Source organism: Bacteroidota bacterium (assembly GCA_040388375.1).
Classification (GTDB): domain Bacteria; phylum Bacteroidota; class Bacteroidia; order UKL13-3; family UKL13-3; genus JAAFJM01.
Genome location: JAZKBU010000004.1, coordinates 220,305 through 242,495 on the forward strand (window position 1 = coordinate 220,305; position 22,191 = coordinate 242,495).

The following is a 22,191-nucleotide window of genomic DNA, read 5'->3' on the forward strand; positions in this document are numbered from 1 at the left end:
TTAGTTTTGGCAAATAATCACCACTTTGGTTGAACCTGTCGCGCTAGCTGAAATAGCCGTAAATTTAGCCAATCCAACTACACCCATAGCTGTTTTAAATGCATAAACTGAACCAACAGATAAGTTGGTTACTTTATCAGTTGAACCTGAAGTAAAATCGGTATTTATAAAAGCATCTTCTACTTTAGTGCCGTTTTTAATATTATCAAAATCAGCAGCAGTTAAAGTCGTTGTTTTGAACTTAGTATTGTTTTGTCTTGACCAGGTATTGATTTCGGTACCCCAGATTACTTTAGCTCCATTTGCATTAAATGGTGCTGCAAAAGCATTCTCATCAACAGTACCGTAGTAGTATACAAAATCAATTTTATCTGAATTAAAACGTGCAGTTCCGGTTGATCCGGGAGTATAGGTTTTAAAGTTATCGGCTAATCCTAAAAACTTGTATTCAATATTGGTGTTGTTTTGTGCACCTAATTCTATTTCGTTTGATACCATTACTTTGTTGTCGTGAACAATAGTATAACTAATGCTGGCAGAAGTTGTTTTGCCTTTGGTATCTTTAAACGTAGCAGTTAAAGTAAACGTTGAATTGATAGGTAATGTTAAACCCGAAACGATAAGCGAAACAGGAATTGAATCAATAAAACCGCCTCTACGTGAAGAATCAACTATATCATAAGAACCAAACCCAACTATAGTAGAACCTACTTTAAGCTCCACTTTTGATGAATCAAGACTTGTACCTGCAGCAGGGTTTACGTTTATTTTTATAATAGGTATAGCAAAAAAGTTAGTTGTATCTAATGTACCTGTACCTAAATCGTCTGTTAAGCTAATAGTTGGCCCTGTACCTGTGTCTGTTGTTGTCCCTTCGTCTTTCTTGCATGATGATACTACAAGTGTTGTAGCAAAAGCTGCAATGATTAATGTTTTGATTGTCTTTTTCATTTCTATATTTTTTTTATATTTTTATGTACCTATTACGATATAAAAACTGTGCCAGTTTTATACGCTCTACAAATAAACAATAAATAAATCTATTTATTTGTCTGTATTTTAGTTTATTGTAATATTATTGGCTTGCCCGGAAATTATTTTAAAATCTCTTGCAAAGGTATTGTTGCTTCTGGTAGCACCTTTTGCCCGGTAAATTAATTTGTAGTCGCCCGGTTGTAAAGTAATGTTATGTCTTTGTACATCTATAGGCAATTTATGAATCCAAACTAGTTCTCCTCTTATCATTTGGTATATATCCATATAATAGGCTTGCATTTGGTTGGTTATATTTAATTTGCCCGGTTGGGGTATTTGTATGGTTGTTACCATACTTTGGTCTATAGCTACATCTTTAAAATGCATACGGGGTAAAGTCAACACTTCTAAATCGTATTTACCCACTATGTATTTCTCTTTTACATTGGCATTTTGTACATGCAAAATTTTATTTTCTTTTGCCTGTTTAACAATAAACTTAAGTGCTTCGTAATTGGTAACACCATCTATTTTCACCAACAACTCTCCCTGGGGAGCATCTAACCCAATAATGGTATGTTTTCCCGCACTTACTATTATGTTTTCTTTAACTACTTGCGGAATGGTATGTACTACCAGTTTATATTTATACAATGGATCTAACTGCACGGTATCAGGATTACCTCTTTCGTTAATGGTATGCATGTAGTTATACAATAACTGGCCATTGTCCATATCATAAAAACTCATGTTTACATTCGATTCTGTAGCCCTGCTGTATATATCGAGTAAGTTAACCTGAGCTGTGGTATTATTCAATGCCTGCGAAACAACTATATTCAATACATTGTTAAATTGCTCTTCGGTATTTGCATCATAATACCTACCCACACATTCAAATGCTTTTTGAAAATCAAGAGAACTACCTAATCCAATAATAAATGGTTTTAAAATAACACCTTGGCTTTGTAATGCTTCTGATACTGCACATGGGTCTCCCTGGCACTCTTCTAAACCATCGGTAATTAAAATTATAACATTTCGTGTATTGGGTTCTTTTGGAAAGTCGTATGCGGCCTGTTGTAATGAATAAGCTATTAGGGTAGTTCCTTTAGGCGAAATAGATTGTACGCGTTTTTTTAGTTCTGCATGGTTGTCTTTTCTAAACGAAACTTCTAACCGGGTATCTTTACAGTCTCTTTTATTGGGTGGTGAAGTATGTCCGTAAACACGCAAGGCCAATTCCACATTTTTTGCTTTTTCTAAGCTATCAACAATGTTTGAAAGTAAACGTTTGGCTACATTTATTCTGGAATCTTTTTCCATTCGGGCATACATACTTCCGCTTGCATCAAGCAAAAATAAAATACGTGTCTTTGTAGGGCGCATTACAGGTTGCGCCCAAAGCGTATTGAATAAAGTGCCTGTTAATACTAAACAAACAAGTATATACTTTCGCAAACCCATTGTTTGTTTATATCCTATTCCGTGTAAACTCAAATTATATTGGTTAATTAGTAATCGCCCAATGTTTCGGGCAATTGTTGTAATGCTTTCGCTAATTCTTCATCGTTAGGCGATACACCATGCCATTTATGGCTACCCATCATATAGTCAACCGGGTATCCCATTTCTGTTTTCATCATAATAAAAATAGGCTGGCCTTTTCCGCTTAACTCCTTTGCTTGTTCCATTACTGAAATAATGCTTTCAAAATTATGGCCATCCATATGCAATACTTTCCAACCAAACGAAATCAGCTTGTCTTCAATATCGGCTCCAATACCCATTACTTTTTCGGTACTGCCGTCTATTTGTTGTCCGTTAAAATCAATGGTAACTATTAAATTATCAATTTTATGGTGTGCAGCAAACATAAAAGCTTCCCAATTCTGGCCTTCTTGTATCTCACCATCACCCATTAAAACATAAACTAAATGCTTATCGTTATTCAGTTTTTTTGTTAATGCTGTTCCTGCTGCAACGGAAACACCTTGCCCTAATGAACCACTCGCAATACGAATACCCGGTAAATGTTCTGCAGTAGCAGGGTGACCTTGCAATCTGCTATCTATTTTACGGAAAGTGCTTAATTCACTTACTTCAAAATAACCTGAACGAGCCAAAGCACTATAAAATACGGGTGAAATATGTCCGTTCGATAAAAAGAATACATCTTCATTTATTCCATCCATGTTAAACGCAGGATTGTGTTTCATTATGTGAAAATACATAGCTGAAAAAAAATCAGCGCATCCTAATGATCCACCCGGATGACCTGATTTTACTGCGTGTACCATACGTAAAATATCTCTACGCATTTGACTTGAAATTGCTTGAAGTTGCTCAATTGTAGCCATTGAAAATTTTTGTTTTTATGTTAATTAATGCGCACAAAGGTAATTAAGCCAATTGGTTTAGCCATATTTTTGTTTACACAATTTAAACCCTGTTTTACCCAAATGGGGTACGGTTTTTATTTTGCCTGGTTTTTAACAAAATCAAAAATAAACCTTACTCCTACGCCTGTAGCCATTTTACTTCTGTAACTGTCGTTTCCTGAAATAAAAGCTGGGCCGGCTATATCAAAGTGCATCCACGGGTAATCAATAAATTTTTCTAAGAATTTACCCGCAGTAATGGCTCCGCCAACGGGGCCACCAATGTTTTTCATATCGGCTATATCTGATTTAATTAATTTTCCGTAATCATCCCAGAAAGGAAACTCAACTAAACGCTCATGTGTATAATTACCACTTTCTTTCATGGCATTTTTTTCTTTTTCATCTGCGGTTCCCATGCAAACTATTCCGTATTGACCTATAGCGGCAGCGGCAGCTCCTGTTAATGTAGCAAAATCTAAAACCAGCTCAGGTGAATATTTTTTAGCATATGATAAAGCATCGGCTAATATTAATCTTCCTTCTGCATCGGTATTTAAAACTTCTACTGTTTTTCCATCAAACATGGTAATAACATCTCCTGGAGTATAGGCATTTTCTCCCGGGCGATTATCGGTAGCCGGAACCAATGCTATTACGTGGTAATTTAATTTGGCTTTGGCGATGGCATAAATAGCACAAGCTACAGCGGCTGAACCGGCCATATCACATTTCATGGTATCCATGCTGTTGGCTGTTGGTTTTAAGCTTAATCCGCCTGTATCGTATACTACGCCTTTTCCTACTAAAACCAACGGTTTTTTGTTTTTAGGTTTAGCCGGCTTGTATTCCATAATGGTAAAAGTAGGTGGTATTTTACTTCCTAGATTTACTGCTAATAAACCGCCCATTTTCAAACTCTCAATTTGTTTTTTATTAAGTACTTCTACTTTAAAATTGGCGGCTTTTCCAAGTTTTTTAAATTCATTACTCAATGTAATCGCATTGATAATGTTTTGTGGTTCATTAACTAAATTACGAGCCTGGTAAACAGATTCTACCAGAATGTTTATTTGCTCAACAGCTTGTTTATTGAATTTGGTACTAACTATTGAAATGGTTTGTAGGGTATTTTCTTTTTTATCGCTTAAGTATTTAATAAACTGGTAATTGCTTAAAGCTATTCCTTCTGCTATAGCTAATACGCTTTCTTCGGTAATGCCGGTTTCGGCTATTTGAATGGTATTGTATTTATGGGAGTTAACAGCCGCACAAACTTTATTGCCTAATGCCCTATATGATTCTAAGGCTGCAAATTTGTTTTTCTTTTCAAATTCTTCGCTTAACTGTATAAATACCAATCGGTCAAATTGATTGATGGTAATAAAGGTATCGGCAGCTTTTATCTTTTTATTAATGTATTGGCTTTCTTGTTTGCTGAAACCTAAAGCGTCCCATTTTGCTTTTTTATTGGTTACTATTAAAGTAGAGTTGGCTGTATTGGCTTTGTTTACTAAATTAATTTTAATGCTCATTGTAAATATATTTTGGGCAAATATATTTTATACAAGGGCATTAACTACTTAATAAAAATAACAGTATTTGTAATTAGTAGTATTAATCGTACAGTTCAAATTTTATATCACTTTTGGTATAACCCAAGGTAACTAATCTTTCGCGTGCTTCTTTAATCATTGCACTCCAACCGCATATGTAAAAATAACAAGGTCTTTTATCAGCATAAATATATTCATAAACTTCATGTACATAACCTGTTTTACCAGACCAAACATCACTTGTTTCACGACTCAATACCGGTATAAACTCAAATTGACTGTACTGTTCAGCCAACTGCGCCATTTCTTCATAATAAAGCAAATCTTCTTTTTTTCTACTGCCAAAAATTATTTTTACAGGATAATGAAGTTTGTTTTTATTCATTATATCATGTAGCATGCTTCTTAATGGCGCTATACCGGTACCGGTACATAAAAAGCATACTTCTCTATCTAATTCTTCGGGTAAGGTAAATTTACCCACAGGGCCAGCTACTTTTACGATGGAGCCTACTACTATATTTTCCCATAAGTAAGGGGTTCCCTTTCCATCCGGATTTAATACAATGAGTAATTCAAACTCATTGGTTCCATCAGGAGCTGATGCAATACTGTAGCTTCGGTAAGTTATTTTGGAATCTATGGGCAAGTCAATCATTACAAATTGGCCTGCTTTAAATTCAAATTGGTTTAAATGATTAACTTTAAAAAAGAAACGTTTGGTAGTATTTGTTTCGTCAATAATTTTAACAATTTCAGCATCATAAAAGGTTTGTTTCATAAAATAAAATCCTCACTTATGTTTATGTGAATTAACATTATTTTATCTAAACAAATCCGTTTTCACGGTTTTTTATTTTTACACATCAGTAAATTGTTTCAGAAAACGAACATCATTGATAAAAAATGTTCTCAAATCTTTGATATCAAATTTTAGCATGGTTATTCTTTCTATTCCCATTCCGAAAGCAAAACCGGTATATTCTTCCGGGTCTATATTACAGTTGACTAAAACATTTGGGTCTATCATTCCGCAACCTAATATTTCCACCCAACCACTATACTTGCAAATATTACAGCCTTTTCCTTTACAAATCTGGCAACTAATATCCATTTCGGCACTAGGTTCAGTAAAAGGAAAATAGCTTGGTCTGAAACGTACTTCTACATCTTCACCAAACATATCTTTTACAAATGCATAAAGGGTTTGTTTTAAATCCGTAAAGCTTACATTTTTATCTATATAAATTCCCTCTATCTGGTGGAAAAAACAATTGGCGCGTGCTGATATGGCTTCATTTCTATAAACTCTTCCAGGCATAATAGCCCGTAAGGGCGGATTTTTTTCTTGCATTAACCTTACCTGAACTGATGAGGTGTGGGTACGCAATGCAATTTCATTATCAATAAAAAAGGTATCCTGCATATCTCTGGCCGGATGATTCATTGGAAAATTCAATGCACTGAAATTATGCCAGTCATCTTCAATTTCCGGGCCTTCAGCTATTGTAAATCCCAGCTTGGTAAAAATTGCGACAATTTGATTTTCAACTATATTTAAAGGATGCCTTGAACCTACAATTACTTGCTCAGCCGGTAAAGTATAATCGGTATTGCTTTCTTTCGAATTTGATTTTTTTGAAGTAAATTTATCAGTAGCTTCTTTTAGTTTTTCTTCTGCGCTATTTTTTACAACATTCATCAATTTTCCTAAATCTCGCTTCATTTCATTAGGAACTTGCTTAAATTCTTCAAATAATTCACTTAAAATGCCTTTTCGTGATAAATATTTTAAACGAAATTTTTCTAAATCTTCGCTCGAATTTATTTTTATCTCATGTAATTTTTGTTGAAGATCTTCTAACCTTTCTCTCATTGCAGCTTTTTTTAACGGAACAAACATACAATTTCAAATTATAAAATTTAGCATTGGGCTATTCCCCACAGTCTATAAAGTAATTAAATATGTATATATAAAATTGTAATAATAATAATAGCTGTGAATTGTTAGGATAAATTTATTTAAAAAACTTGTTTTCTAATTTATAAAATACTTTCAACAAGTTTGTTTTGTAGGAGTATTTGTAAACTAGTAGTTTATGGTTTTATTAACAGTATGTTAAATGCGACATTCACATGAATGTGTTTATAAAATGTCGCACTTAAAATGTTAGCTTTCTGTGGGCGTAAACTGTATAAGTAGGTACTTATTACTTATGAACACTTATTTATAAAAGCTATCTACGTTAATTAACATTTTTAAGGCCAATTATTACGTTATTGTTGATTAATTATATCGTTAATGTTAATGTTTTGTTCCAAGTCCCAATAGGCTCTTATATTAAATACCTGATTGTAATTAAAAACCCTTTCCGGTAGTAAAGTTTTAGATATGTCGCCATTGTCCCAAATGCCGTTATTATTTGAGTCTTCAATAATTTTTACTTTTAATTCTACCGGGTTTAAGTAATCCAGTTTAAGTTGTGTTGAATTCGTTATTTTAAACTCTCTCACCACTTCATTGGAATTTTTATTAATGAGCTGGAGTATGTAAATTTTGTTATTTGGTGTAAAACTTACATTTAAAATAAGGTTGCCATATTCCTTATTTTGTTTTATTACTACTGTTGATTGGTTGTTTTTATTAAAGTTTCCATAGATATCTACTAGAGTTGAATCTTTTATTTTTATGGAATAATTGGTTCCTTCTTTCCAATTATGGAACAGGTTAAGTTCCATTTTATTAGTATCATTTATATTTAGCCATAATGGTTTTATTTTTATTGTATCTTCTTTAAATTCAATGCTATCAATATTTATTTTTTGGTAAGGGTTACTTAGCTTTATTTTAAAGGTATCGCTAGGGGTTAATTCTGTTTTTGTTGAAACAGTAAATTCAGGTATGGGCGATTTTGCTTTGTTCTTTAGTTTTACCGTATAGTTGGTATCAGGTGTATTTATTGTAAATATACAGCTATCTAATTGGTTAGTAAATACTTTAATGGTATCAACATTATTGCTTCCAATAATTACCTTTTTATATAAATATTTTGATAATGAACTACTTATATTAAAATTAGTGGGTTTATATACCACAAAACTATATACGCCTTTTGAAGTTGATAAGGTATCTAACAGTTTATTTATTTTATATAAATTAGGTTTGAACAGATATAAATCAGTATTCACAGGTTTAGTACTTGATACTATTGTTGATTTCGCAATAGCGACACTATCGTTTAAAGCGTACTTTATATCGGTGCCTTCTTTTTTATAAGCATAAATCTTATATTCATCTGCAGGCATATTTTCAATTTTAAAAGTACCATCTGCTTTTGTTTTGGTAAAATACACCGGATTCGTTTTATAGATGGTAGTATCGGTAAATGTTGTAGCCTGGTAAAGGGCTACAATTACATCTGCCTGTACGGTATTTGTAAAAGCATTTTTAACTATACCGCTCACATAGTTACTATCAATATAGTTCCCTGTAGAAAATGTATAGGTTAAATTTTGCGATATGCTACTTTCATGGTTATCAGTTACTGCATTGCCGAAATTGATTGTATAGGTAGTAAATGGCTTTAGTGGTTCTTTAAATTTAACGGTAATTTCTTTGCCTGATATTTCATAAGCCGGGGAAATATTGGGTGGTGGGCTCATAACAATTTGACGTGCAGACTCTTTCAGTTGTATAAACTCATCAAATTTTATTTTAATAATTTGTTGATTTGTAGGAAAATTAACTGTTTTATTTTTAGGCTCTATGGCTAGTACTTTTGGCCCTATTTCGTCTTTGGGTCCACCTGTTGGTGCTACTATTTGTGCACAGGAAAAAATAAAAAGTAATAGAAAGGGAGTAATCTTTAAATATAATTTCATGTAAAGTTTGGTTGAAGCTTTTGTTTATAAAACAATATTTTAGGGTTTAAATTAGTTTTAAACCTTTTTTACTACAAAAAGTATACTTGAATACTCTTTGTTAAAAATAGCTCGTGTATTAGAGATTAATCCACTAATTGAGCCTCTCAACATTGACATATTATTTCCTTTATGAATTTCACTTCTCATGGAAATGTATGGCGCATCAAACCACAACGGTTTTTTAGCTACTATTTTAAACCCGTGTTTTTGCATTAACAGGTTAAAACTTTTTGTATTGAAGTGGTATAAATGACGTGGTACATCAAAGCCATCCCAGTATTCTTTGTAATGTTTGCTATCCCAACTATTGGAGTTTGGTACTGCAATAAACATAGTTCCGTTTTGTTTTAGTAAATGATGCAATTCAACCATTCTTTCATTTAAGAAATGAACATGTTCCAATACATGCCATTGTGTAATTACATCGAATGATTCCTTAGGAAATGTATCTAACTTATTTTCGTTGACTACGTTGTAACCAAATTTTTCTTTTACATAACTGATGGCTTCATCGCTTACATCAACACCAACGGCATCAAAAGTTTTGTCCTGGATAACACCATGTAAAAAATAACCTAAGCCACATCCTAAATCCATTAGTTTACCGTTGGAATTATATGTTTTAATAAGGTTTAGTTTGGATTGGATACTAAAATTTCTAACTATATCGTATATTTTGTACATGATACCCAAGCCTTCTTTTTTTCCTGCATGGGAAACATATTTATCTGATTGGTAATAGGGAGCTATTTCATCAACGGAAGGTCGTGGATTAGTAAATACAAAGCTGCAATTGCTGCATTGTTGTATAGTAAAATTTTGACCTGTAGCCACAAAGTCTTTACAAGTATGAAGGTTCGTAAAGCTGTTATTGCCACAAATTAAACAGGTTGTAATATTTTCCATAAATTTATCGGCCCAAATGTACCATTAAAACGGAAATATCAGAAGGAGAAATACCACTTATGCGTGCTGCCTGTCCTAAAGTCATAGGTTTTTGTTTTGTTAGTTTTTCTTTTGCCTCGCTACTTAGGTTGTGTATAGCTTTAAAATCAAAGTCTGAGTTAATAGAAACATTTTCCAGCTTATTCATTTTTTCAACCATCAACTGTTCTTTTTCCAGGTAGCCTTCATACTTCATTAATATTTCAGCTTGTATCATAGCTTCCTGATTAAAACCCTGCATGAAATTTTGTACAATAGGTAATGAATTAATCATAGTGTCTAAATCAATTTGTGGGCGACTTAGTAACTGTATTAGCTTATAATTTTGTGGAATTTCAGCTGTATTTAATGCTGTAAGCATTGGATTTGCTTCGCTTGGCGTAATGGATGTTTTCTTAAAGAAGTCTATAATTTTATTTGATTCAGCAATTTTCGATTCTACATTTTTCAATCTTTCATCGCTGGCCAAACCTATTGAATGGCCCAGTTTAGTTAATCTTACATCAGCATTATCCTGACGTAACATAATTCTGTATTCTGCTCTGGAAGTAAACATTCTGTATGGTTCATCAGTTCCTTTGTTAACCAAATCATCTATTAAAACACCTATGTATGCTTCATTACGCTTTAGTATAAAATCAGGTTTTTCGTTTAATTTATTGTGTGCATTTATACCTGCCATTAATCCTTGGCATGCAGCTTCTTCATATCCTGTTGTTCCATTTATTTGCCCCGCAAAATATAAGTTTTGAATTAAGTGTGTTTCAAGTGTTAGCTTTAATTGAGTAGGTGGAAAAAAATCATACTCAATTGCATAACCGGGTCTAAACATTTTAACATTTTCAAAGCCAGGAATAAGTTTCATCGCTTTTAACTGAACTTGTTCAGGAAGCGAAGTTGAGAAACCATTTACATATATTTCTACTGTGTTCCAGCCTTCAGGTTCCACAAAGATCTGGTGTCTGTCTCTTTCGGCAAATCGATTAATTTTATCCTCTATTGAGGGGCAATATCTAGGGCCTAATCCTTTTATCCTGCCTGCATACATAGGAGAATCATCAAAGCCGGTTCTTAATATTTCATGAACGCTTTCATTGGTATAGGTTACCCAACAAGGTCTTTGATTGGTTACAGATGAAGTTACATTGCTATAAGAAAACTTGCCGGGATTTTCATCTCCTTCTTGCCTTTCCATTAGTTCATAATTGAGGCTTCTTCCATCTACTCTGGGTGGTGTTCCGGTTTTCATTCTGCCACTTTCAAACCCTAACTGAACCAGTTGTTCTGTAATGCCTGTAGCCGATTTCTCAGCTATTCTGCCTCCTCCAAATTGTTTTTGCCCAATATGTATAATACCATTTAAGAATGTACCATTGGTAAGAATAACAGATTTTGAATAGATATCCATTCCCATTCCGGTTTTAACACCACAAGCCTTACCATCTTTTATAATGATTTCTTTCACCATATCTTGCCAGAAGTCAACATTTGGTGTTTGCTCTAGCATTTCACGCCAGTATTGTGAAAATAACATTCTGTCATTCTGAGCCCGTGGACTAAACATAGCCGGCCCTTTTGATTTATTCAGTATTCTGAATTGAATAGTTGACTTATCTGTTACAATACCAGAATAACCCCCAAGCGCATCTATTTCTCTAACTATCTGTCCTTTTGCAACTCCCCCCATGGCCGGGTTACAGCTCATTTGAGCTATTTTATTCATATCCATGGTAATGAGCAAAACCCTACTTCCCATATTTGCAGCAGCAGCAGCGGCCTCACAACCTGCATGCCCTGCCCCTACAACAATCACATCGTATTTATCTAACATATTTTATTCAATGTTTCACGTGAAACTTTCTATCTCTTTTAAGTAATAATTTTCTTTTCCCCTGATGGTTAAACTTTCTTGTTTCGTCTTGTCCTTGTATCCGCAAAGGTGCAATACACCGTGTATAATAACTCTTCTCAATTCTTTGTCAACGGTCACTTTTTCTGTCTTCGCATTCTCCTTTATTCTGTCTATACTAATATATAGGTCACCTTCTATAGGCTCTCCTTTATCATTCAATTCAAAAGTTATAATATCAGTATAGTAGTCGTGTTGAAGCGCGCTTATATTTAAATCTAATAAATACTTATCACTACAGATATTTATATTAATAAACGAACAAGTAAATGCTTCTTTTTTTAGTGCATACTTAATCCAGTCTTTTAACATCTTTTTTTCTTTAATGGTATATGAAGTATCTATATTGTTAAATTGTATCATTTATCTAATAACAGTTATTGTGCCGCTTTTTCTTAATTGTTTTCCATCTAAACCAATAATCTGGGCCTCGTACACATAAGTATCAGCGGCCACAAAGTTATTATTTTCATTAGTTAAATCCCAGCCTTGATTTAAATCGGAAATGGTTTTAATAGCTGAACCCCACCTATTGTATATAATCATACTTGATTTACTATAGTCTATATAGACACCCACCGGTTTAAATACCCTGTTTTCAGTACTTGATATGACTCCGTCAGGAAAATACACAATTAGACCTCCTATTAAGCAAATCTCGTTTGATTTACTTTTATATCCTGTGTTTTTTTCTTGGCCAATTACCATGTAGCAATATGAGTTACCAACGGTAAAACCGGCCCCTAAATCATCATTATAGAAACTGTCAAGTGTTTGTGCTATTTGGCTAAATGGATTGATAATTATATCATTAACTCTTGTTTCTCTTAGTAAAGTATAGTTATCTACACCACTGTTCCACGTGAAATAGTGGTTCCAGCTTATCATGTTTTTAGTGGCTTGTTGGCTACCTTTAGCAACGATGTTAGTCGATGCAATTGTTGTGTCTTTGTATTCGGCACAAGTGTTTTTATTGATTACTTTATAAAAAACACGCTTATCACCATTTTCGGTTAGGTCTTTAAATGTAAAAGGGCTTATTTGATTTTTTAGGGCTTTAAGATTAAAGAAGGAAATGTTGTCAAATGACTTTTGAATGATTAATGTGTCAATATCAGAGGTGTTATTTTTATTAATGATTAGTTCAATATTACCGCTTTCTAAAGATACTGCACTAATAATGATGGCTGTTGTATTATCTCTGATACCGCTTACCTTGGTTATAGTATTAGAGTTGCTTTTATAGTTATTGTTAATTGAATTGACTGCTGTAACATAATAAGTATAGGTATTATTCAGAGTAATCAAGTTGTCTGTATAGCTTAAACTTGTTCCGCTAACAGAGTCTACTAATATGTATGCGGTGTTATTAATGTTTTTGTAGATGTAATGCTTGTCTATATTATTACCCCAGCCAACATATTTGCTCCAATTTAAAGAAATTATGTTTTTGCAAGTATCTATCTGGCTTTGCAAAAACATGGTTTTGTGGTAATCAGCTAAGTCGTATGACCATCTGTTGGTGCAGCTATCTACCGCAGCTATTACATATTTTAGACTTTCTTGCTGTGGGTTTCCACGTGAAACATTGTCTATAAAGAAGGTATCGAGTATAGCATTTTTAACCAATGTATCGTTGTACAAGTCCATGTACCAGAAGCTTGGATAGGCGTTTTTCTCCCAGTAAATAATCGGCTCGTTGATATTTGGATTAACAGAAACAAAGGCAATATTACTTTTAGGAAGTTTGAATACTGATACGTTTTGCGTATCGGTATAACAATAATTCTCTACCCCCCCGCAATCGCTTACTATTTGAATAAAATATTCCCAGTTTTTATTACTGGGTACATTTGCATTGCTATGATTAAATGAAAGCGTACCAATATTTGTTTGTGTGCTTAACTGAACAAAAGGATCTGTTGTCTTATCACGGGCAAAAACTCTATATTCTTTAAATGTTCCACATGGAATAGCACCAGGTGTGTTCCAAAATAATTCATTATCACTCCCAATTCTGCATACTCTCCTTATTTGCGAGCAGTTTTGGCCACTGCTTACATAGGCTATAAATAGGGATAATATGAAGAATATTTTTTTCATTAATTATTGCTTGGCTCCAACAATAACGATGCTTAAGTCTTTTTCGTTAAGGTATTTATTTGCCAAATCTTTAATTTGACTTGCTTTCATATTTTTTATTATTTCAATAAAGTCATAAAAATAATCATAGGTAAGATTATAGTCCTTAAGTATTCTAAACCTGTCAGCCAAATTAAAAGGCCCTTCTGTGTTTCTTAGAAAAGAACCGAGTAAATAGTTTTTTGCTATTTGTAGTTCCTGTTCATCCACCAGCGTTTCTCTTAACGTTTGTATTTCTTTTAGTATTTCCTTTACGCCTAATTCAACCAACTCATTGTTCATTTCTGTATCAATGTACCATACTGCATCTTGTTGAAAGGCTTCTAAAGCCGAGTATATACCGTAGGTTAAACCTTTTTCTTCGCGTATGTTTTTCATTAAACGCGAACCAAAATAGCCTCCAAGAATGAGATTAAGTAATTGCATTTCTCTGAAATCCGGATGATTTCTATTGAAAAGCTTTCTTCCAACTCTTATTGAACATTGAACAGAGTTGGCTTTTTCAATAAATATGTTTTCACTTTGTGGTTTGTGAAGAGTATATTTTATGGTTTTAATACCCGCAGGTTTAAAAGAATCAGTATCGAAATGCTTTTGAACAATACTTATCGTATCACTGGCTAATAGCCCTGATACCAATAAATATTTGATTCCATTTTTATAGTTATTATGGTAAAAACTAAGCAAGTCCTCACGGCTGATAGTATTGATATCTTCTTCGGTAGCAAAAGAGCCATAGGCATTATCGCTTCCAAAAATATGCTGATTAAATGCTCGTCTTACTAAAAAGGAATTTCTTTGCTCATTTACATTTAACTTTTGAATGCTGTTTTTTTTATGAATACTTAAATCTTCTTCAGGAAATATAGCATCGTTTAAAACGTCTATTACATATGGCAGGCAATTATCAAGGTGTTTTGTTAAGCAGTAAAGGGTAATTGTACTATCATCAAGGTTACATTTGGCTTGAAAATAAGCTCCAAAAAAGTCTAGATTTTCAGCAATTTCAGCCGCTGTATATTTACTGGTTCCTTCGCTTAATAATTGGGCTGTAAAGTTGGCCTGGCATTTTTTATTTTGATGGATAATACCTGCATTGAAAACAATATCTAATTTTAAAACAGACTCATTTCCTGCATTGATTGCATACAAATCTATACCATTTGATAAGCTATGGTTTTGGGCTTCTGTTATGCTATATTTACCAATTGGCTGTATGCTTGGCGGATTTTGTCTATTTAATATCATTTTGTTTTGCTAGGTAATAAAGGGTTGAACAATTGTTGGGATTGAATATTTTTTTTGCAACTTGAATAATATCGTCATCCTTTACATTCAGATACATTTGGGCTTCGTTATTTACTAAATCCACATCTTCAAGCACCCACGCATAAGCTAATTTCATGGCCCTATTAAGGGCACCCATGTTGTTAAACTCAATATTTGTTTCGGTCTTATTTTTTATTTTTTCTAATTCATTTGGCAAAAGGCCATTTGAAATGAATTTTTCTATTTCTACATTAATAGCTTGTTCTGCAATCTCCATGCTAACCCCTTTGCTAGGCTTCCCTTCGATGAGCAGTAAACCAGCCTCTACATCCCCACTTATGTAAGCATCTAGCTCACTAAACAGGTTTTGTTTTTTTACTAGTTCTGTATAAAAACGCGATGATTTACCATTTCCTAAAATATCTGTTAGCATATCGGCTGCATAATATGCCTGATCTTTTCGGGCAGGCATATGGTATGCTTTAACAATCATATCAAGTGGCACATCGGCATGGATAGTTTCAAATCTTGCTTCTGTTTGCTTTGGTTCTTGCTGGTAGTTTGGCATGTTTAAATTTTGACCAGGAATTGGTTCAAACCATTTTTCTGCAAGGTTTTTACATGTGGTTAAATCTATATTTCCGGCAACGACTAAAACTGCATTGTTAGGACTATAAAAGTTTTTAAAAAAAGCTTTCACATCTTCTAAATTGGCATCTTCAATATGCTTAATTTCTTTGCCAATTGTTGGCCATGCATATGGATGAACTTTATAAGCCAATGGCAATATTTTTAACCAAACATCTCCATAGGGTTGGTTTAAATAACGCTCTTTAAATTCTTCTATTACTACGTTTCTTTGTATGTCCAGACTTTCTTGGCTAAAGTCTAAACTTAGCATTCTGTCGCTTTCCAGCCAAAAGCCGGTTTCAATATTATGTGCCGGAAGTGTAAGGTAATAGTTGGTAATATCGTTGCTTGTAAAAGCATTGCTTTCGCCACCTGCGTTTTGAAGCTCTTCATCAAAATCTTCAATATTTACGGAGCCGCCAAACATTAAATGCTCAAACAAGTGAGCAAAACCGGTTTTGTTGGGGTCTTCGTGTTTGGAACCAACATTGTATAAAATATTTAATACACAGAGTTGTGTACTGTCATCAAAATGATGAATAACTGTAAGTCCGTTAGATAATTTAAATTGATTATAGTTGATCAAATTTGTAAATATTAAAGTTAAATTGTTTGTGATGCGAAAATAGGAGAGACGCTAACAAGAATAGTGTACATTACTTAACACTATAACACACATTGTGTTTAAGAGTATAATTTATTTTACATCAAAGTTAAGTTTTTATTTGACTAAGAAAGAGTGAAAAGGTTGTAAATATTACTGATAAATTATTCTTAATTAGTGCAGCTGCGTTTTAAAACCAAAAGGAATCGTGTTTATTTCGCTTTTAATGCGTTAAAATCGCTTTTATTGTCATTTCCTCGCTTTTTTAATTTAATTCTATTAGGGGCGTTTATTTTAGGTTTTATATTGATTTAAACAGAAAGTACTTTATTTTAGATTATTTCATAAATATCTACATGCCAAATAATTAAAATAAGTGTAGAAGATTTTTCCCAATTCACTATGTTGATATAAAACAGTTTAAATAAGCTTATAATACTTGTAAACCTAATTTTAATTCCGCAAACTTTGCATTGCAAATAAATTATTGCATTGCAATATGGATTATCAGTATCAAAGTATGCAGGCACCGCATCTTATTATCATTGGTGGTGGCTTTGCAGGTTTAGAGTTAATCAAAAAACTCAATAAGAAACCGATTAAAGTTACGGTTCTCGACAAAAATAATTATTTCAATTTTCAACCTTTAATGTATCAGGTAGCTTCCGGTGGTTTGGGCCCCGATGCTATTGCTTATCCGCTTCGAAAAATTATAGGCAGTATGCCCAATATAGCTTTCAGAATGGCTGAAGTGGAAGAGATATTACCTGAAAAGAATGAAATAAAAACAAATATTGGTGAGTTTCATTACGACTATTTGTGTATAGCCACAGGAGCTCAAACCAATTTTTTTGGCAATGCTGAATTGGAAAAATACAGCATGCAGCTGAAGTCAATTCCTGATGCTTTGGACCTACGCAGTGATATTTTACAGGAGTTTGAAAAGGCATTGAGTGAAAGTAAAACGGGCGATATTGAACGGTTTTTAAATTTTGTAATAGTGGGTGCCGGGCCAACTGGTGTAGAAACAGCGGGTTCTTTAGCTGAAATAAAAAAGAATGTAATTCCTGCGGATTACAAGGAAATAGATGCCAGTAAAATGCAAGTGCATTTAATTGAAGCCGCTCCAAGAGTTTTAGCAGCTATGAGCGAAATTTCATCGAAAAAAGCACAACAGTTTTTGGAAGAATTAGGCGTTCATGTACAGGTGAATACTGCAGTACAGAATTATGATGTGCAAAGCGGGAATTTAACTTTAAGCAATGGAAGTGTTTTAAAAACGGATACGGTAATTTGGAGTGCGGGGGTAAAGGGAAAAACAATTCCCGGTATACCGGCTGATTTAATAGTTAGGGGCAACAGGTATAAAGTGGATGCTTTTAACAGAATAGAAACGCTAAAAAATGTTTTTGCCATAGGTGATATTGCTTATATGACAAGCGATACCGCTTTTCCAAACGGGCATCCAATGGTTGGAACTGTAGCGCAGCAACAGGGAGTTTTGTTGGGTAAAAATTTACTTAAATTAATAGACAACAAAGAGCTAAAACCATACAAATATTTTAACCTGGGTAGTATGGCTACCATTGGCAGACATAAAGCTGTTTTTGAAATTTTTGGAATAAAAATGCAGGGTTATATAGCTTGGCTTGGTTGGATGTTTATTCATTTAATGTTGTTGGTAGGTTTTAGGAACAGGCTGGTTGTTTTTTTAAATTGGATGTGGAACTATGTAAGTTATCAGCGTGCTATTAGAATTATTACCAGGCCCTTTATACCCAAAAAATAAGTATGGAAAAGCTTAATATGGAAGTGTTTGACAAGTTCCCGGTGCTTAAAACAAAGCGGTTAACACTTAGAGAAATAAGAAAAGAAGATGCTAAACGTATTTATGATATGCGTTCGAATGGGCGTGTGAATGCATTTATAGCCAGGCCTGAAATGGATAAGCACGAAGATGCATTGCGTTTAGCTGAACGCACCATTGAAGCTTACAATAACAAACAAGCCATTGGCTGGGCCGGTATATTGAGAGATAACAATGAAATTATAGGAACATGCGGATTTAATAGTATTGACAGGTTAAATTTACGGGCAGAAATTGGTGGAGAAATGGCTACCGAATATTGGGGTAAACATATAGCCATAGAAGCGGTTATAGCTATTATACAATTTGGTTTGGAAGAAATGAATTTGCATAGTATTGAGGCGAAGGTATCGCCTGATAATAGAGGCGCTATAGCTTTAATGGAACAGATTGGTTTTAAGAAAGAAGCTCACTATAAGGATCGTATTTATTTTAAAGAAAGGTTTTCAGATATGGCTGTTTTCACGTTGTTAAAAGGGAATGAACAATATGATTTCTAACGAACAGTTTAAAAAATATGCTCTATCATTTGCCGAAGTAGAAGAGGCACCACATTTTGAGCATAAAGCATATAAGGTAAAGAAAAAGATATTTGCAACCCACAATGCCATTGAGCGCAGGTGTTGTGTTAAATTAACTCCGGAAGAGCAATCAATGCTTTGTTTGGTAGATCCTAAAATTATTTACCCGGTACCTAATAAATTTGGCAAGCAGGGATGGACTTTGGTTAACCTGAAACTGGTTAATAAGGAGATTTTAATGGGTGTTTTAATAGCAGCTTATTGTACTGTTGCTCCGCCAAAGCTGGCAGCAGTTTATTTAAATGAAGGAGAATAAAGACTAACTAAGTTAAATTGATGTTACAAAGAAAACTAGGTATTTACCCGTATCGTTATGGTAACCGTTTAACGTTAATAGAAAGTGGGCACTTATTTTTCGATAAATTAGTGGATTTGATTGAGTCGGCAAAAGAAGAAATTCACTTTCAGCTATATATTTTTGAACCTGATGCTACCGGGCGTATTATTGCTGATTTGCTGATAAAAGCAGCTGCAAGAGGTGTTAAAATTTATGTGGTACTTGATGCCTATGGAAGTAAGAATTTTAATGAAACCTGGCAAGAAGAATTTAGAAAAGCCGGGATAGCATTTTACTTTTATTCGCCTATAAAATTTGGTAATTATTTGCATATGGGTATGCGTTTGCACCATAAAATAATTTGTGTTGATAAGCGGCATGCTTTAGTTGGGGGCATTAATGTTTCAAACAATTACAGCCAATATACCGATGAAGCGCCCTGGCTTGATTTTGCTGTATTTATAGAAGGGAGTGTTATTATTGATTTGCTGCAAATTTGCTATAGTGTTTTACGTACGGTAAGAAAAGAAGAAAAACATTTTTGGCGTAAAATAAAAGTTGTTGAGAAAGTTACTGAAAGTGAGCCAATAAAAGCACGGGTATTACAAAATAACTGGCTACAAGCTAAATTTGGCATTTCGCGCCAGTATAAACAGAAAATAAGGGCAGCAGAAAAACAAATAACGTTAGTGGTTAGCTATTTTATTCCACCCATTTCGTTGAAGAGAATTTTAAAAAAGGCATCTAAAAGAGGGGTACAGGTCAATTTAATTTTAGGCGCGGTTTCGGATGTAGGTTTGGTAAAACACGCAAGCCAATATTTTTATGCTGATATGTTAAAATCCGGTATCAGGCTTTTTGAATGGAATAAAAGTGTATTGCATGGTAAACTCGCCTTGGTTGATAGCGACTGGATGTGCATTGGATCATATAATTTAAACCACTTAAGTGACTTTGGAAGTATTGAGTGCAATATAGAAGTTTTTGATGATGTGTTTTGTCAACAATCGCAATCGGCAATAGATGAAATAATCGCAAAAGGGTGTTCCAAAATTGAATTGTCGCAATTTAACCCAGGCTTTATGAAATGGAGGTTTTGGTACAATGCGCTGTGTTATTTTGCCGTTCGCTTACTTTTGGGGACTATGTTTTTTTTACAACACAGGCATTTAAAAAAGAACAAATATAAAAGCATGGTTTAAGTGTTTTATCTGCTAATTAAATTAGTCGATAAACGATAAATGTCGCAATGCTTAAAAAGCTTTCATTTAATTGGTATTGAGGGTATAAAAGAGAGTCATTACTCTGCCATTTCTTCATTATGACAAATACATTGTTTTACTTGTCCCTTCGGATTTAAAATAAGTACTTCTGTTGCAATTAAGCTTTTTACACTTTTGTAAAATTCACTATCCCACTATCAATCCACTCATTGCTGATTAGGTTCATAAGCTTATTAATTGATGTATGGATTGATTTTTGTATGAATCCAAGCAACAAGGTTGTGACGATGTTTTAGCGCCTTAAAAGGGCTTATAACGGGTTACGTCTGGCTAATTAAAAAAGGTGAGTTGTTAGGATATTTTTGGTTTGCATTTATCTTTAATGATTTCTTAAAGGCAGTGTATTTCTCTGCCTTTTTCATTAAACAATAGCTAAAAAAGAAAAGCCTCTATTGTTTTAAAATAGAGGCTTTTAAGAAGTATTTTTTTAAAATTACGATGTTGCTTTTTTAGCAGCAACTGTGTTTTTTAACCATTCATAGGTAACTGATTTAGGACGCTCTAAAGGTAACCCTAATGCTCTGTCCCATAAGAGAGATGCCATTACACCTAAAGCACGGCTTACACCGAATAAAACAGTGTAAAATTCATACTCAGCAAAACCATAGTGTAATAATAGCGCACCTGAATGCGCATCTACGTTTGGCCAAGGGTTTTTAATTTTACCGGTGTTTTCTAAAATAGGAGGGGCAACTTTATATATTTTCCAAACTATGTTTACCAATTGGTCGTCCGGCATGTAAGTTTTAGCAAATTCTTGTTGTGCTGTGAAACGAGGATCTGTTTTACGCAATACTGCGTGGCCATAACCCGGTACTACTTTTCCTTCGGTTAAGGTTTTATGAATATATGATGCAATTTGTTCTTCGGTTGGTTCGTGACCAATTTCTTCCTGCATGTCTTTTATCCAACGGATTACTTCCTGATTAGCTAATCCGTGTAATGGACCTGCAAGACCGTTCATAGCTGCTGCTAATGACAAATATGGATCTGATAAAGCTGAACCAACTAAATGTGTGGTATGCGCTGATACGTTTCCTCCTTCATGGTCAGCATGAATTACCAGATATAAACGCATTAGTTTGTAAAACTCGTTTTGGTCGTAACCTAACATGTGGGCAAAGTTTCCGGCCCAATCTAATTTAGGATCGGCAGCAATATGCTCATTGTTTTTATAAGTTCTACGGTAAATATAAGCTGCTACTATTGGTAAGCGGGCTAATAATGTACAAACGTCTTCGTAAGTATAATCCCAATAGTCTTTTTTGTTAATACCATCTTTGTATGCTTTAGCAAAAACAGATTCTGTTTGTAATGCATTAATGGCTATTGAAAACTGGGTCATTGGGTGGGTAGTTAAAGGCAAAGCATCCAATGCTGCAAATACGTGTGCAGGTACTTCTGCTCTTGTTGCCCAATCTGCCTGAATGGCTAATACATCATCGTAAGTTGGTAATTCGCCCAGTAACATTAAATAGAAAAGACCTTCCGGTAATGGTTCTGTTCCTCCCGGTACTTTTGGTAATAATTGGCGTAACTCCGGAATTGTATAACCTCTGAAACGGATACCTTCATTTGAATCTAACAAAGAGGTTTCGGTTAATAAACCAATAATTCCTTTTTGACCTGCATATACATCTTCTACTGTAAAATTGCCGAGAACCACATTTCCATTTTCTTTAACAAAATTTCTAATCTCTACCGCTAATGGAAGCGCTTTTTCTGCAAATTTGTTCTTTAAGTTACCCATTTTTTATTTTATCAACTTTATTTTTAGTATATATTTATTAAAACCGTTCGAATTTAGTATTTGTTTTGATTTGCACAAAAAACCTTAAAAATATCAGA

General features: G+C 33.9%; 18 protein-coding genes. 4 read left to right on the plus strand and 14 right to left on the minus strand.

Annotated elements, in window-relative coordinates; translation table 11 throughout:
* From V4538_06690 to V4538_06750, 13 genes are all read right to left on the minus strand, one after another.
* Window positions 1-951, minus strand: a complete 951-nt coding sequence (locus V4538_06690; GenBank protein MES2380708.1) for a hypothetical protein — start codon at window positions 949-951, stop codon at window positions 1-3.
* Window positions 952-1,059: 108 nt separating this feature from the next.
* The gene (locus tag V4538_06695) at window positions 1,060-2,475 is read right to left on the minus strand and encodes a VWA domain-containing protein (GenBank protein MES2380709.1); all 1,416 of its coding nucleotides are present in this window, start codon (window positions 2,473-2,475) and stop codon (window positions 1,060-1,062) included.
* Between the two features lie 14 nt (window positions 2,476-2,489).
* Window positions 2,490-3,335 (minus strand): transketolase, encoded by an 846-nt coding sequence (locus V4538_06700; GenBank protein ID MES2380710.1) that lies wholly within the window; start codon window positions 3,333-3,335, stop codon window positions 2,490-2,492.
* Window positions 3,336-3,451: 116 nt separating this feature from the next.
* A complete protein-coding gene (locus tag V4538_06705; GenBank protein ID MES2380711.1) occupies window positions 3,452-4,891 on the minus strand; it encodes a leucyl aminopeptidase in 1,440 nt (479 codons plus the stop codon).
* An 82-nt stretch (window positions 4,892-4,973) separates the two neighbouring features.
* Window positions 4,974-5,693: an FAD-binding oxidoreductase gene (locus V4538_06710; GenBank protein MES2380712.1), complete on the minus strand. Its 720-nt coding sequence runs from the start codon at window positions 5,691-5,693 to the stop codon at window positions 4,974-4,976.
* Window positions 5,694-5,771: 78 nt separating this feature from the next.
* On the minus strand, window positions 5,772-6,788 hold the full coding sequence (locus V4538_06715) for a phenylalanine--tRNA ligase subunit alpha (GenBank protein MES2380713.1): 1,017 nt from the start codon (window positions 6,786-6,788) through the stop codon (window positions 5,772-5,774).
* A 401-nt stretch (window positions 6,789-7,189) separates the two neighbouring features.
* Complete coding sequence (locus V4538_06720; protein MES2380714.1) at window positions 7,190-8,794, minus strand: Ig-like domain-containing domain; 1,605 nt, start codon at window positions 8,792-8,794, stop codon at window positions 7,190-7,192.
* Between the two features lie 57 nt (window positions 8,795-8,851).
* Window positions 8,852-9,742 (minus strand): class I SAM-dependent methyltransferase, encoded by an 891-nt coding sequence (locus tag V4538_06725; protein MES2380715.1) that lies wholly within the window; start codon window positions 9,740-9,742, stop codon window positions 8,852-8,854.
* A gap of 4 nt (window positions 9,743-9,746) precedes the next feature.
* A complete protein-coding gene (gene mnmG, locus V4538_06730) occupies window positions 9,747-11,612 on the minus strand; it encodes a tRNA uridine-5-carboxymethylaminomethyl(34) synthesis enzyme MnmG (protein MES2380716.1) in 1,866 nt (621 codons plus the stop codon).
* Between the two features lie 15 nt (window positions 11,613-11,627).
* A complete protein-coding gene (ybeY, locus tag V4538_06735) occupies window positions 11,628-12,053 on the minus strand; it encodes an rRNA maturation RNase YbeY (protein MES2380717.1) in 426 nt (141 codons plus the stop codon).
* The gene (locus tag V4538_06740) at window positions 12,054-13,793 is read right to left on the minus strand and encodes a hypothetical protein (protein ID MES2380718.1); all 1,740 of its coding nucleotides are present in this window, start codon (window positions 13,791-13,793) and stop codon (window positions 12,054-12,056) included.
* A gap of 3 nt (window positions 13,794-13,796) precedes the next feature.
* The gene (locus V4538_06745; protein MES2380719.1) at window positions 13,797-15,080 is read right to left on the minus strand and encodes a pitrilysin family protein; all 1,284 of its coding nucleotides are present in this window, start codon (window positions 15,078-15,080) and stop codon (window positions 13,797-13,799) included.
* Window positions 15,067-16,317: a pitrilysin family protein gene (locus V4538_06750; GenBank protein ID MES2380720.1), complete on the minus strand. Its 1,251-nt coding sequence runs from the start codon at window positions 16,315-16,317 to the stop codon at window positions 15,067-15,069. Before V4538_06750 ends, V4538_06745 begins: the two co-directional genes overlap by 14 nt.
* A 517-nt stretch (window positions 16,318-16,834) precedes the next feature.
* Between V4538_06750 and V4538_06755 the strand changes: the two genes are divergently transcribed.
* The 4 genes from V4538_06755 to V4538_06770 are packed head-to-tail and all read left to right on the plus strand — an operon-like array spanning window position 16,835 to window position 20,262.
* A complete protein-coding gene (locus V4538_06755; protein MES2380721.1) occupies window positions 16,835-18,124 on the plus strand; it encodes an NAD(P)/FAD-dependent oxidoreductase in 1,290 nt (429 codons plus the stop codon).
* A 2-nt stretch (window positions 18,125-18,126) separates the two neighbouring features.
* Complete coding sequence (locus tag V4538_06760) at window positions 18,127-18,702, plus strand: GNAT family protein (protein MES2380722.1); 576 nt, start codon at window positions 18,127-18,129, stop codon at window positions 18,700-18,702.
* A complete protein-coding gene (locus tag V4538_06765) occupies window positions 18,692-19,039 on the plus strand; it encodes an MmcQ/YjbR family DNA-binding protein (GenBank protein ID MES2380723.1) in 348 nt (115 codons plus the stop codon). The genes V4538_06760 and V4538_06765 overlap by 11 nt, the downstream gene beginning before the upstream one ends.
* Before the next feature lie 20 nt (window positions 19,040-19,059).
* Window positions 19,060-20,262 carry a phospholipase D-like domain-containing protein gene (locus V4538_06770; protein MES2380724.1) on the plus strand — a complete coding sequence of 401 codons (1,203 nt, stop codon included), beginning with the start codon at window positions 19,060-19,062 and terminating at the stop codon, window positions 20,260-20,262.
* Window positions 20,263-20,776: 514 nt separating this feature from the next.
* On the opposite strand, the gene V4538_06775 is transcribed toward V4538_06770, so the two are convergent.
* Window positions 20,777-22,093 carry a citrate (Si)-synthase, eukaryotic gene (locus V4538_06775; GenBank protein MES2380725.1) on the minus strand — a complete coding sequence of 439 codons (1,317 nt, stop codon included), beginning with the start codon at window positions 22,091-22,093 and terminating at the stop codon, window positions 20,777-20,779.
* Between the last annotated feature and the right edge of the window lie 98 nt (window positions 22,094-22,191).

Excerpts from the sequence above, each read along its gene's own strand:
- V4538_06690 (MES2380708.1), bottom strand. The coding sequence starts at position 951 with ATGAAAAAGACAATCAAAACATTAATCATTGCAGCTTTTGCTACAACA.
- V4538_06700 (MES2380710.1), bottom strand. The coding sequence starts at position 3,335 with ATGGCTACAATTGAGCAACTTCAAGCAATTTCAAGTCAAATGCGTAGA.
- V4538_06705 (MES2380711.1), bottom strand. The coding sequence starts at position 4,891 with ATGAGCATTAAAATTAATTTAGTAAACAAAGCCAATACAGCCAACTCT.
- V4538_06710 (MES2380712.1), bottom strand. The coding sequence starts at position 5,693 with ATGAAACAAACCTTTTATGATGCTGAAATTGTTAAAATTATTGACGAA.
- V4538_06715 (MES2380713.1), bottom strand. The coding sequence starts at position 6,788 with ATGAGAGAAAGGTTAGAAGATCTTCAACAAAAATTACATGAGATAAAA.
- V4538_06720 (MES2380714.1), bottom strand. The coding sequence starts at position 8,794 with ATGAAATTATATTTAAAGATTACTCCCTTTCTATTACTTTTTATTTTT.
- V4538_06725 (MES2380715.1), bottom strand. The coding sequence starts at position 9,742 with ATGGAAAATATTACAACCTGTTTAATTTGTGGCAATAACAGCTTTACG.
- mnmG (MES2380716.1), bottom strand. The coding sequence starts at position 11,612 with ATGTTAGATAAATACGATGTGATTGTTGTAGGGGCAGGGCATGCAGGT.
- ybeY (MES2380717.1), bottom strand. The coding sequence starts at position 12,053 with ATGATACAATTTAACAATATAGATACTTCATATACCATTAAAGAAAAA.
- V4538_06740 (MES2380718.1), bottom strand. The coding sequence starts at position 13,793 with ATGAAAAAAATATTCTTCATATTATCCCTATTTATAGCCTATGTAAGC.
- V4538_06745 (MES2380719.1), bottom strand. The coding sequence starts at position 15,080 with ATGATATTAAATAGACAAAATCCGCCAAGCATACAGCCAATTGGTAAA.
- V4538_06755 (MES2380721.1), top strand. The coding sequence starts at position 16,835 with ATGGATTATCAGTATCAAAGTATGCAGGCACCGCATCTTATTATCATT.
- V4538_06760 (MES2380722.1), top strand. The coding sequence starts at position 18,127 with ATGGAAAAGCTTAATATGGAAGTGTTTGACAAGTTCCCGGTGCTTAAA.
- V4538_06765 (MES2380723.1), top strand. The coding sequence starts at position 18,692 with ATGATTTCTAACGAACAGTTTAAAAAATATGCTCTATCATTTGCCGAA.
- V4538_06770 (MES2380724.1), top strand. The coding sequence starts at position 19,060 with ATGTTACAAAGAAAACTAGGTATTTACCCGTATCGTTATGGTAACCGT.
- V4538_06775 (MES2380725.1), bottom strand. The coding sequence starts at position 22,093 with ATGGGTAACTTAAAGAACAAATTTGCAGAAAAAGCGCTTCCATTAGCG.